13 protein-coding genes are annotated in these 11,806 nt (G+C 65.8%); 6 read left to right on the top strand and 7 right to left on the bottom strand.

Going from position 1 to position 11,806, the window contains the following annotated elements; translation table 11 throughout:
- The first annotated feature begins 41 nt into the window (after positions 1-41).
- Positions 42-494, top strand: a complete 453-nt coding sequence (gene queF, locus HUW53_RS06675; protein WP_237344975.1) for a preQ(1) synthase — start codon at positions 42-44, stop codon at positions 492-494.
- A 32-nt stretch (positions 495-526) separates the two neighbouring features.
- Complete coding sequence (locus tag HUW53_RS06670) at positions 527-1,537, top strand: hypothetical protein (RefSeq protein ID WP_237344974.1); 1,011 nt, start codon at positions 527-529, stop codon at positions 1,535-1,537.
- A gap of 102 nt (positions 1,538-1,639) precedes the next feature.
- Here HUW53_RS06670 and HUW53_RS06665 read toward each other — a convergent pair whose 3' ends face one another.
- From HUW53_RS06665 to HUW53_RS06655, 3 genes are all read right to left on the bottom strand, one after another.
- Positions 1,640-2,200, bottom strand: a complete 561-nt coding sequence (locus tag HUW53_RS06665) for a mannan-binding lectin (RefSeq protein WP_237344973.1) — start codon at positions 2,198-2,200, stop codon at positions 1,640-1,642.
- Positions 2,201-2,359: 159 nt separating this feature from the next.
- Complete coding sequence (locus tag HUW53_RS06660) at positions 2,360-2,677, bottom strand: DMT family transporter (protein ID WP_237344972.1); 318 nt, start codon at positions 2,675-2,677, stop codon at positions 2,360-2,362.
- A gap of 151 nt (positions 2,678-2,828) precedes the next feature.
- A complete protein-coding gene (locus tag HUW53_RS06655; RefSeq protein ID WP_237344971.1) occupies positions 2,829-3,710 on the bottom strand; it encodes a VOC family protein in 882 nt (293 codons plus the stop codon).
- Between HUW53_RS06655 and HUW53_RS06650 the strand changes: the two genes are divergently transcribed.
- Positions 3,690-3,929, top strand: coding sequence for a hypothetical protein (locus tag HUW53_RS06650; protein ID WP_237344970.1), 240 nt, complete (start codon positions 3,690-3,692; stop codon positions 3,927-3,929). The genes HUW53_RS06655 and HUW53_RS06650 overlap by 21 nt on opposite strands.
- A 140-nt stretch (positions 3,930-4,069) precedes the next feature.
- Here the strand turns inward: HUW53_RS06650 and HUW53_RS06645 are convergent, their stop codons facing one another.
- Together HUW53_RS06645 and secG are read right to left on the bottom strand one after the other, a co-directional pair.
- Positions 4,070-5,698: a CTP synthase gene (locus HUW53_RS06645; protein WP_237344969.1), complete on the bottom strand. Its 1,629-nt coding sequence runs from the start codon at positions 5,696-5,698 to the stop codon at positions 4,070-4,072.
- Positions 5,699-5,809: 111 nt separating this feature from the next.
- On the bottom strand, positions 5,810-6,226 hold the full coding sequence (gene secG, locus HUW53_RS06640) for a preprotein translocase subunit SecG (protein ID WP_237344968.1): 417 nt from the start codon (positions 6,224-6,226) through the stop codon (positions 5,810-5,812).
- A gap of 337 nt (positions 6,227-6,563) precedes the next feature.
- Between secG and HUW53_RS06635 the strand changes: the two genes are divergently transcribed.
- A complete protein-coding gene (locus HUW53_RS06635; protein WP_237344967.1) occupies positions 6,564-7,295 on the top strand; it encodes a hypothetical protein in 732 nt (243 codons plus the stop codon).
- Positions 7,296-7,431: 136 nt separating this feature from the next.
- On the opposite strand, the gene HUW53_RS06630 is transcribed toward HUW53_RS06635, so the two are convergent.
- Positions 7,432-7,758 (bottom strand): hypothetical protein, encoded by a 327-nt coding sequence (locus tag HUW53_RS06630; protein WP_237344966.1) that lies wholly within the window; start codon positions 7,756-7,758, stop codon positions 7,432-7,434.
- Here HUW53_RS06630 and HUW53_RS06625 point away from each other — a divergent pair.
- A complete protein-coding gene (locus HUW53_RS06625; protein ID WP_370877784.1) occupies positions 7,757-7,963 on the top strand; it encodes a zinc-binding dehydrogenase in 207 nt (68 codons plus the stop codon). The two genes, HUW53_RS06630 and HUW53_RS06625, sit on opposite strands and share 2 nt — an antisense overlap.
- Positions 7,964-8,017: 54 nt before the next feature.
- Here HUW53_RS06625 and poxB read toward each other — a convergent pair whose 3' ends face one another.
- The gene (gene poxB, locus HUW53_RS06620; protein ID WP_307499933.1) at positions 8,018-9,754 is read right to left on the bottom strand and encodes a ubiquinone-dependent pyruvate dehydrogenase; all 1,737 of its coding nucleotides are present in this window, start codon (positions 9,752-9,754) and stop codon (positions 8,018-8,020) included.
- A gap of 307 nt (positions 9,755-10,061) precedes the next feature.
- Between poxB and HUW53_RS06615 the strand changes: the two genes are divergently transcribed.
- Positions 10,062-11,702: a Na/Pi symporter gene (locus HUW53_RS06615; RefSeq protein WP_237344965.1), complete on the top strand. Its 1,641-nt coding sequence runs from the start codon at positions 10,062-10,064 to the stop codon at positions 11,700-11,702.
- Positions 11,703-11,806: the final 104 nt, after the last annotated feature.

Below are 11,806 nucleotides of genomic sequence, written 5' to 3'. Positions count from 1 at the left end.
GAACGGCGCCTTCCGGGCGCGCCTCAAGGACCCTTGCCCCCATGACCGATCGTCCGCTCCAGCTCGGCGCCAAGACGGAGCTGCCCCCCTCGCCCGAATCCGCGGTGCTCGACCGCGTGCCGAACCCCCATGCCGATACCGACTACGTCGCCCGCTTCACCTGCCCCGAGTTCACATCCCTGTGTCCGGTGACCGGACAGCCGGATTTCGCCCATCTGGTGATCGACTATGTGCCCGACCGATATCTGGTGGAATCCAAATCGCTGAAGCTCTATCTCGCCAGCTTCCGCAACCATGGCGCCTTCCACGAGGACTGCACGGTCGCCATCGGCAAGCGCCTGGTGGATCTGCTCGGGCCGCGCTTCTTCCGCATCGCCGGCTATTGGTACCCAAGGGGTGGCATCCCCATCGACGTTTTCTGGCAGAGCGGAACCCTTCCCTCCGGCGCGTGGTTACCGGACACGGGGGTTGCGCCGTATCGCGGCCGTGGCTGAGCCCTCGCGCCGGGCCGCAGGAGGAGAGGTTCATGCCGAAGCTCATCGTCACCAACGGGGATGCGGCCGTGGAGCGCCTGAAGGCGGCGCACATCGCCGGCCACCTGCTGCCGTGGCAGGACATGCTGCATGATGGTCCGGTCCCCGCCGGCGAAGTGCTCGACAATGTCTCCGATGCGCGGGCGGATTTCCTCTCCGCCGCGCTCGGCCTGCCCCTCGACAGCGTGCGCGCGGATTTCGCCCATCGCGACGCCCAGCTAGACGTGCATTCGGCCTATGGCGAGGTCGAGCTGTGGTTCGAGCATGATCTCTATGATCAGCTCCAGCTCATCCAATTGCTGCACTATTTCTCCCACGAGCCGGAGCGCATGGGCCTCCATCTGGTGCAGGCCGACCATTATATCGGCGTGATGGAGGCGGGCCAGATCCAGGACCTGGAGCATCACCGCGCCCCGGTCACAGCGGTACAGATCGAAACCGCCCGCGAGGCCTGGGACGCCTTCACCGCACCGACACCCACCACCCTTGCCGCCTTCGCCATGCGGCAGCACGAGGCCCTGCCCTTTCTTGCGCCTGCCCTGCGGCGCCTGCTCGCCGAACTGCCGGCGCCGCGCTCCGGCCTTTCGCTGACCGAGCAACGCATCTTGGAACATCTGGCCGACGGGCCGCGCAAGGTGGCACATGTGTTCGCCGCCGTGCATTCCATGGATGAAGCCCAGTTTCTCGCCGACCTGCCCTTTTTCCTGCGCCTCGACGGGCTTGCCTTCGCCCATGAACCGCTGATCGCCGGCCTGCCATTCCAAACCAACGAATGCAGCGCGCTCGCCTTTTCCCCTGGCGATGGAAGCCCGGCCGAGCGAACCTATCGCGCCTATGCCGCCGCCGAGATTCGCCTCACCAAGGCCGGCGTCGCGGCCTTGAAGGGGCATTTCGACCACGCCTGCGAGAACACAGTGGAGCGCGCCATGGGCGGCTTCCAGGTCATGCCCGGCGCCATGTGGCGCTATGATCGGGCACGCGGCGAACTCATGGCGCCCAACTAACGCCATTGGCGCCCAATTGAGGTCGTTGATTCCGGGCGATCCTGGCGCGTCCGCGCTCAGGCTGCGCGCGGGCGGCGCAGTCGGCCGGGCATGAGCCGTCGATCAGCGCCCCATCCGGCAATCGCAGGTGGAACGGCCCGGAGAGAGGGTGCGCCAATTGCCATCCCAGCGATCGGACCCGCCGCAGATGCGCGGGCAGATGGTTTCCGCCTCGGCCTCATTCCAGATCACCCCGGCGTCCACCGGTATGATCGTTCCTCCGCGCGGATTCTGAGAGCGGTCCCACACGCACCCGCAGACCGACTGCCGGCCTGAAATGGTGGTGCGCCATTGCCCGTTCCACCAGTTCATGCCGCCACACACGCGCGCGCACTTGCCCGCCGCATCGGCGTCATTCCAGATCGGCCCAGCTTCGATCTCGACAGCGCGGCCATGGCTCTCTCCGCGCATCGCGGCCGGCTGGCACCGACACATGGCCTCCTGGCCCGGCACCACGGTTTTCCAATTGCCGTCCCAGATGTTCGCACCACATGCGCGCTGACATTTGCCCTCGGCATCGGCATTGTTCCAAATGGGACCGGCGGACACCCAGTCGGCACGGACCCCAGGGGACCACACCAGCAGCGCCGCCAGCACAAGCAACCTCACGACACGGGCAATCATCGGCGCCTCCCCAGCGGAGGACCGGTCCATTCACCTCCGCACGGCGCAGAAGACCGCGCGCCCTACCGCGAGGCAAGGGGCGTTGAACACGGGCGTTGAACACGGGCGTTGAACACGGGCGTGGAACACGGATGCACGACCCGCGACCACACGGCTCGCTCAAGGGGTGACGAGCTTCAGCCCGACGATGCCGGCCGCGATGAGTCCGATGCAGGCGAGCCGCAGAAGGTCCGTCGATTCGGAATAAAGGATGATCCCGGCGAGCGCCGTGCCAACGGTGCCGATGCCCGCCCACACCGCATAGGCGGTGCCGATGGGAATCCCCCGCAGCGCGAGGGAGAGCAGGAGCAGGCTGACACCGATTCCGCTGATGGTGAACACGCTGGGCCACAGCCGCGTGAAGCCTTCCGAATACTTCAAGCCGATAGCCCACGCGATTTCGGTGAGGCCGGCGGCGAACAGATACGCCCATGCCATGGGGTCGACACCTGGGAGGCGAGGTCGTCCCCGCCGCACGAGGGAAAGCAGCGCGGCCGTCCGCGCCCGGCGGGGACCGGCTGTCCCCGCGCCTCTCCTTTACCCGATCCAGCGCGTACGGCCAGATCGGGCGCCGCATAAATGTGAAGTGCTATGCGCTTTTTGATTCAGTCTGCTCGAACACCAAGGTGGCGCCCGCAACCGCGCGCGGCGGCACCACCACCATGCCCGCGATGGTTTCCTCCACCATGCGCCGGGCCGCCAGCGCCCGCCGCAGTTCCTCCGCCCCACTGGAGGCGAAACGCACCGCGGCCACCCGCAAGCCGGGGCCTTTGGGAGCGGCCACGCCATAGCGTTCCGTGAACAGCGGCCGGCTCATCACGTCGATCTCGCCACGCGGGGTCTGGGCGACGTACCAGTCGTCACGGGCGCGCAGCACCGGCACGTCGCAGAGCGTATTCAAGAACCGCTGGTGCTCCACCGGCGTATCAGCAACCAGCACGACGCCTTTCAGTCCTGACACCATGTTCGCGTGGCGCTGGAAGTCGGCCGACCAGAAATTTTCCGGATGATGTTGTGTGCAGATGAAGGCTGAAAAATCAGGGGAGGCCGGATCATTGGCAAAAGCGAGTGAGAAGCTCACTTCCACATCCAGCCCATCGGGCCGGTGCGCCTTTCGCGAGAAATCCACCGTTTCGAAGCCGCCGAAACCCGCCTGATCGAGAATGCCTTTTTCCGCTGCGGCGTCTGTCCCCTCAAATGCCAGCATGGAAAATCCCTCGCCACAGGTGGCAAGAAAATGGGCGTTGAATGCGCCGAACGAAACATGACCGGGCGCGGCCGCTGAAATCTTGGACGGATCGGTGATCTGCAAAAGCTCGATGAAAAATCCAGGCAATTGGACGATGCGGTTTTCCGTGCCCCAGGGGTGCGCATTGCGCGCGCCAACCGTGAAACCCAGCAGGTCGTAGCTCTCGCCAGCCGCGTCGATGTCCCGAACGAGGTGAACCACGTGATCGAGGCCGCGTCGCATGGCATCTCCTTAGTTTCGAGGATGTTCGACCCGGCGCGCTTCGTGCAGAGGTCGAACCTGGAACACGCGTTCAATGCATCGAGCATGATGCCCGGAATGGCCGCGACAAATCTCGCCGACGCGCGCGTGAACGCGTCTTCGGACGGCCGAAAGACGGAAGGCGACCTGAAGGCCACAGCCGCACGCTGCCCGCGCCCCGTCTCCTGGGTGCGAGCTTAGCCGCAGGCGGCCCGGATTGCGAAATGAAAATCCGCGGTCCCGTCCGCGTTCACGCGCCGGGATCCCGCGTTCCCGTCCGGCACCACACCGCTACCACTGCGGTGATCGTTGCGCCCGCAACGATTTGCCGGACCTGCACCTCAGACGAGGCGGCTCTGCTCCTTGGCCGCGCCAATAAAGGACGCGAACAACGGGTGGGGCTCGAACGGGCGCGACTTCAACTCCGGATGGAACTGTACGCCGACAAACCAACGGTGATTCTGGTGTTCGACAATCTCCGGAAGCAGGCCATCCGGCGACATGCCCGAAAATCTCAGGCCATGCTGCTCCAGCCGCTCACGATAGGCGGTGTTCACCTCATAGCGGTGGCGATGGCGCTCGAAGATGTCGCGCTTGCCATAGATGGCTTCGGCCTTGCTGCCAGGCTCCAGACGGGCGGCATAGGCGCCGAGGCGCATGGTGCCGCCAAGATCGCCGGCCTCGGTGCGCCGCTGGAGCTCATTGCCCTTCAGCCACTCGGTCAAAAGGCCCACCACCGGCTCCGGCGTCGGACCAAATTCCGTGGAATTGGCCCGCTCGATGCCGGCGAGATTCCGCGCCGCCTCGATCACCGCCATCTGCATGCCGAAACAGATGCCGAGATAGGGCACCTGCCGCTCGCGGGCGAACTGCGCCGCGCGCATCTTGCCCTCGGCGCCACGCTGGCCAAAGCCACCCGGCACCAGAATGCCGTGCACATGTTCCAGGAACGGGGTCGGGTCCTCGCGTTCGAAGGTCTCGCTCTCGATCCAATCCAGGTTCACCTTCACCTGGTTGGCGATGCCGCCATGGGCGAGCGCTTCGATCAGCGATTTGTAGGCATCTTTCAGCCCCGTGTACTTGCCGACGATGGCGATGGTGACTTCGCCCTCGGGATTGCGCACCCGCTTTTCGATGTCGGTCCAGCGCTTGAGGTTGGGCGCCGGCGCCGGCTCGATGTTGAAGGCGGCCAACACCTCCTTGTCGAGGCCCTCGGCGTGATAGGCGGAGGGCACGGCGTAGATGTTGTCCACATCACGCGCCTCGATCACCGCGCTCTCACGCACATTGCAGAACAGCGACAGCTTGCGCCGCTCCTCGCGCGGGATCTCGCGGTCCGTGCGGCACAGCAGGATGTCCGGCTGGATGCCGATGGAGCGCAGCTCCTTCACCGAGTGCTGCGTGGGCTTGGTCTTCACCTCGCCGGCGGAGGGAATGTAGGGCAGCAGGGTCAGGTGAATGAAGATGGCGTGGCCGCGGGGCAGTTCGTTCTTGAGCTGGCGCGTGGCCTCGAAGAAGGGCAGCCCCTCGATGTCGCCCACCGTTCCGCCGATTTCCACCAGCACGAAATCGAAGCCTTCGTTGCCCTCCAGCACGAAGTCCTTGATGGCGTTGGTGACGTGCGGAATCACCTGGATCGTGGCACCCAGATAGTCGCCCCGGCGCTCCTTGGTCAGGATGTCCTGATAGATGCGGCCGGTGGTGATGTTGTCCTGACGGGTCGCCGGATGACCGGTGAAACGCTCATAATGGCCGAGATCCAGGTCGGTTTCGGCCCCGTCGTCGGTGACGAACACCTCGCCATGCTGATACGGGCTCATGGTGCCCGGATCGACATTCAGGTATGGGTCGAGCTTGCGCAGGCGAACCGTGTAGCCGCGCGCCTGGAGGAGCGCGCCCAGAGCTGCGGAGGCGAGGCCCTTGCCCAGGGAAGACACGACGCCGCCGGTGATGAAGATATAGCGCGCCATGGGCCTAAACCTTACCTCGTGCAAACGCGATTCGGCGAGGGCGAAGCCGGATCCGGCCTCGCCTCGCCTGTGGAGAAGGAACGGCGCCGCGATCTTGCCGCGGCGACACGCTTAACGGGACTGCGGAACCTGCGGACCGGTCGGAGCCGCCGGCACCGGCACGGCGGGGGCGGAAGTCGGCCCAGGCTCGGTCGCGCCGCCTTGCGGGCGGATCTGATCGAGGATGGTCCCGCCGCTCTGCGGGACACCCGGCGCGCCCTGGCTCTGCCCGGCAGGTGCCAGGATGGAGCGCGGCGCCCGGCCCCAGCCCGCGACGATGGTCAGGCTGAGCGAGGTGATGAAGAACAGCAGCGCCAGAATGGCCGTGGCGCGGGTAAGCACATTGGCCGAGCCACGCGCCGTGAAGAAGCCGCCACCGCCGCCACCACCGCCAATGCCGAGCCCGCCCCCTTCGGAGCGCTGGATCAGCACCACGCCGATGAGCGAGAGCACCACCAACAGGTGAATGACGATCAGAACCGTTTGCATGGAATCCATCATGTTCGCGCCGCGGCCGAAGAACCGGGCACGCCAGTTGGGGGGTCATCTACACGAACATGACGCGGGAGGGAAGGCCCGGACATGCATCGCACGGGCTTGCCCGTCGCGCGGCCCAGGATCGACGCGCGCACGCATCCGAATTTCACGCAGGAAATCCCCGTTGCGTGCATTTTCCGGCTGCGGAGATGCCTGCGTCTGTGGTATCGTAACGTCTTATCGAGATATTTCATCATCTTTCGCGCTGCCAACATGACGTTGGTGCTGGTTTCCGGATCTGTCGGCACATGACGTGCCCGCCGATTCCCAGACTCCGAGGAGGAGCGCAATGGTGACGAGTGTCGATTCCGCCATGAGCCTCCTGTCCTCCCGACCGACCGGACAGGATCTCGCGACGACCGCGAGCGGCGCGGCGACGGAGGCGGTCAAGGCGCTCGACGACCAGATCGCGGCGAAGTCGAGCCCGGCATGGCTGAGGGGCTCAAGTCTGGCCACCGACGCCTGGATCGCCAACACCAACGCGACCGATGAGGCCTCGGCGGTCGGCGGGGTGACCGAAGCGAAGGCCTCTACCGATCTCGGCAGCGCCACCGCCTCGTCGGTGATGCGCTCCAAGAAGCTGTCGATCACAAACGAGGATATGCTGATCGACGCGATCATCACCTTCAACCAGACACTCAACACCTTGCCTTCGCTCGAGAAGGAACTGCAGGGCTACCAAGCGGACCTGCATTCCGCGACAGACGACCGGATGGTCGAGTATCTGAAGCAGAAGATCGCATCCGTGACGAACTCGATCAGCCGCGCGGTTTCGATCATCTCCATCGCTCCCGGTGATATCCAGGACGGTTTCGGAGAGCTCCAGCGCACACGGAACATCAGCGGTGTCATCTATACCCGCGGTTCGGACGGATCGTTCGCCTTTGGTCAGTTCTCCATTGGAATCACGATCCCCAATGGACCGACTGTCGTGACCTTGAGCCATGACGGAAGCGGCGTCGCCATCAAGAACATCTACACGGACAGCGGAACCCAAACGCAGGAAATCCCCCTCAGCTGAGGTTAGGTCAGCGTCGCAGCCCGATGCGCGGCGCCCGAATCGCGCTTTGCGTTCCGCGTCCCTGCGACGGCCCTGCCCGGCGCAACATGAAAGCGCCCAGCCGAAGCGGGATCGGGGCGGCGCCCCGCCCTCGTCTTCATTCCAGAGCCAGCATCGCCGCCGAGGCCACGGCGACGACCCACACCGCGCCACCGATCTCGCGCCATCGTCCCGCGTTTCCCTTCACCCCCACATAGGTCATGAAGCCGAGGCCGATTCCGGTCGCGATGGAGAATGTGAAACGATGCCCAGCGCCGTCACCGCCGCCGGCAGGACTTCCGTCGCATCGTCCCACGGCAAATCGCGCAAAGCGCCCAGCAGGGAACAGGCACCCGCCGCGCACGACGCCGGCGGCATCGTAGCCCAGAACCTTCCATCCATCCTCCTGGCGGGCCTCAGCTTCACGACCAATGTGGGAGTTCATGTTCACGCGCTCCCTGTTCGAGACGGCGGACATGGCGGCCCAGGGCGCCTTGCTCGCCGAGGTCGCGGGCCTCGTGGAGGCCCGACGCGTCCGCTCCACCCTGGTGGAGACCCTGGGCCCCATCGACGCCGCGACCCTGAAGCACGCCCATGCTGCGATCGAGAGCGGGAGCACCCGCGGCAAGCTGGTGCTCGAAGGCTTCTGAAAGCGACATCCACCGACCCGGCCACCCACGTCGGCGGATGGCCGGCCGCCGCGCTCACCGCCACAGATTGCTGCGCGCGAGATCGATGATGTCGCCGCCGCGTCCGCTCATCACCGCCTTCATCATATACAGGGTGAACCCCTTGGCCATTTCCAGGGTCACGGCGGGGGGCATGGCCAGCTCGGTACGGTTGACCACCGCATCCACCAGCACCGGCCCGTCGTGCGCCAAGGCATCGGCAATGCCGCGCTCCACATCGCGCGGATCTTCAAGCCGGATGCCGTGCACGCCGATGGCGTTAGCCATGGCGGCGAAATTTGGATTTTGCAGATCCGTGCCGGTATTCACGAAGCCCGTGGACTTCTGCTCCAGCTCCACAAACCCCAGCGAACCGTTGTTGAACACGACGATCTTGGCGGGAACCTTAAGCTGGGACAGGCTGAGAAGATCACCCATGAGCATGGCGAACCCGCCATCGCCCGACATGGAGATGACCTGCCGTCCTGGAAACGCGGCCTGCGCCCCGATGGCCTGCGCCATGGCATTGGCCATGGAGCCATGGTTGAAGGAGCCGATGAGCCGCCGCCGCCCGTTCATGGCGAGATAGCGTGCCGCCCACACCGTCGGCAGCCCCACGTCGCAGATGAAGACCGCATCATCCGCCGCGTGGTCGCTGAGGGCCTTGGCGACCTGCTGCGGGTGAATGAGGCCGGAGCCGGGCGTTGTGGTGGCGAGATCGTCCAGCTCCTTGCGGGCCTTCACATAATGATTGCGCGCCTGGGTGAGATGCCTGTCGTCTGTCTTCTCCGTCAGCAGCGGCAGCAGGGCCTGCAGGGTGGCGCGCACATCGCCCACCACGCCCAGATCCACCGGAGCCCGCCGGCCGATCTGCTCGGGCCGCAGATCCACTTGGGCGATGCGCACCTTTTCGCCCTCCGGATAGAACTGGCGATAGGGGAAATCGGTGCCCAGCAGCAGCAGCACATCGCAATCCATCATGGCGAAATAGCCGGATGAGAAGCCGATGAGCCCTGTCATGCCCACATCATGGGGATTGTCCCATTCCACATGCTCCTTGCCGCGCAGGGCGTGCACCACCGGCGCCTTCAGGCGCCCGGCCACCGCCACCAGTTCGTCATGGGCCCCGGCGCAGCCGGAGCCACAGAACAGGGTGACGCGCGCACCGCCATTCAACAGTTCAGCGAGGTTCGAAAGCGTGTCCGGCGCCGGCGTGGTGACGGGCGCGGCCGGCAGTAGACCGGCGGGCTTCGGCGCCGGCGCCGCGCTCGCGGCCTGCAAGGCGACATCGCCCGGAATGACCACCACCGCGACACCCCTCTTGCCCACCGCCGCGCGGATGGCGGTTTCCAGCACACGCGGGAGCTGGCTGGGGTGGGACACCAGCTCGCAATAGTGGCTGCACTCGCGAAACAACTGCTCGGGGTGGGTTTCCTGGAAATAGCCCGAACCGATCTCGGGCGAGGGAATGTGCGCCGCGATGGCCACCACCGGCACGCGGGAGCGATGGCAATCAAACAGGCCGTTGATGAGGTGCAGGTTGCCGGGGCCGCAACTGCCGGCGCACACCGCCAGCCCTCCGGTGAGATGGGCCTCGGCACCGGCGGCGAAGGCGGCCACTTCCTCGTGCCGCACATGTAGCCACGCGATCTTGCCCTGTCGCCGCATGGCGTCGGTGATGCCGTTCAGGCTGTCGCCCACGATGCCGTAAATGCGTTCGACGCCGGCCGCCGCAAGGGTTTCAACCATCTGATCCGCAACAGTCCTGCCCACGGCTTGCTCCTCTTCCCCGAACGTGTCGCGCCATCCCCGCCGCCGCCGCGCGCAAGGAAGCCCGAGGCGGCGTACAAGACGACGTCCACGAGGGCTCGATCCCCAAGGATCAGGAATCATCATCCCATGGACACAGCATGACCACGGCTGATTTTTCTTGGCCAGCTCGCAGGCGCGGGCTCCCCCATAACGGAATCAGGTGCCGCGTCGGGTGGCCTCGTGTCGCGGCGATGCCGCCAAAAAGGACTCTCCCGGCTGGTCGCGATGGGGCATTTTCGGCGCTGGACTGCGTTGCGGAGCGTGTTGAATGTCGATCGTCGTGGGATTGCTGGCGGGGCTTGGCTTTATCTTCATCGGAACACAATTCCTGACCGCGAACATGAAGCAGGTGGCCGGCCCGGGCTTTCACAAGCTGGTCGCCCGCGCGACGGGTCATCCGCTCAAGGCGGCGATGGTGGGCGTTGCCGCCGGCGCCATCATCCAGAGCACCAATGCGGTCACGTTCATCGTCATCAGCCTCGTCAGCGCCGGCGCCGCGACGGTGCGCAGCGCCATGCCGATCGTCACCTGGTCCTATGCCGGCTCCACCCTGCGCCTGCTGCTGGCCTCGTTCGACATCGATCTCGTCATCATGTCGGGCATCGCCGTCATCGGCTTCGCCTTTCTCCTGGGCTACGACCGCGACGCGCGATACCGCAATCTCGTCGCCGCCATGCTGGGGTTGTTCCTGCTGCTCTATGGCGTGCAGATCATGGTGCAGGCGGCGGTCCCGCTGCGGGATTCGGAGGCGCTGCGGACCGTGCTCGGCTTCGCCGACCGGTTCTATTTCTGGGGTTTCATCGCCGGCACCGTCCTGGCTTCCGTCATTCAGGGGCAGACAGTGTCGGTGATCGCGGTGGCCCTCGCCGCCGGCGGCGTGCTGGATATCGACCAGACCTTCCTGATCGTGGTCGGCGCCAATCTCGGCACAGGAATCATGGCCATCACTCAGGGCGCGGGCCTTACCGGCACGGCGCGCCAGCTCAATCTCTATCAGCTCGTGCTGAAGCTGATCGGCGTGGCCGTGGTACTGCCGGCCTTGACCATCGAACATTACACCGGCGTGCCGCTCATCCGCGCCTTCATCACCGGGCTCACCGCAGACGCCGCGTTGCAGGTGACGGCGATGCACTGGCTGTTCCAGATCGTGTCGGCCCTCATCGCCTCCACGGTCAACGGTCCGCTCTTCACCCTGCTGGAACGCTGGAGCCCGGCGACCACCGCGGAAACCCTCGCCGCCCCCGTCTTCATCACCGCCGGAGCCGACAGCCAGCCCATGGTCGCGGCCACTCTCGTGGCGCAGGAGCAGGGGCGATTGGTGCACCGCCTCCCGCACTTCCTGGATGGGATCTGCACGAACGTGGAGCCGGCGCCGGAAACGGATGAGGTGGCGCGGCTCGCCACGCGCGTGTCGTCAGCCACGCTGCGGGAGGGGGGCGAGCAGCTCGCCACCGCCATCGACGCCTTCCTGGCGAAAGCCTTGCAACACCCCGGCCGGCAGAAGGAACAAGAGTTGCTGCTGCTGCTGTGGAACCGCAACCAGATGCTGCGCGGGCTCCACGGCTCCCTCGCCACCTTCGCCAAGGGTCTGTCGGGGCTCGCCAAGGTGCCGGACCTGCTGCCCTTGATCGCAAACCTCGAAGTGTCGGGCCACGCCATGCTGCGGGCGATCGTCGATGAGCTCGATGCCTTCGACGAAACCTCGCTCCAGCTCGTGGCGGCGCTAACCTCCGATCGGGCCGATGTTCTGCGGAAGTTGAGGCAGGATTTCATAGACCGGGCCCCGGATCTCTCCGCCCAGCACCGGCAGGCGCTCTGGTCCACCTTGGACGAGTTCGAGCAGAGCGTGTGGCTTCTGCGACGCTTCGCGGCCAATCTCGCCGAGGGGCACCGCAAATTTTCCCTATGATGCCACGGCCCCGGTCCTCGGCCCGCGCCAGGCCTGCATCCACGCACACATACGGGGCCTGACCCGACATCCAGGTGTCAAGCGTGCGGCCGGTCGCGAACGGG

Origin of the sequence: Xanthobacter agilis (assembly GCF_021730435.1) — a bacterium.
Lineage (GTDB): Bacteria > Pseudomonadota > Alphaproteobacteria > Rhizobiales > Xanthobacteraceae > Xanthobacter > Xanthobacter agilis.
The sequence above is the reverse complement of the archived record's forward strand: the minus strand, read 5'-3'. Positions and strand labels throughout refer to the sequence as shown.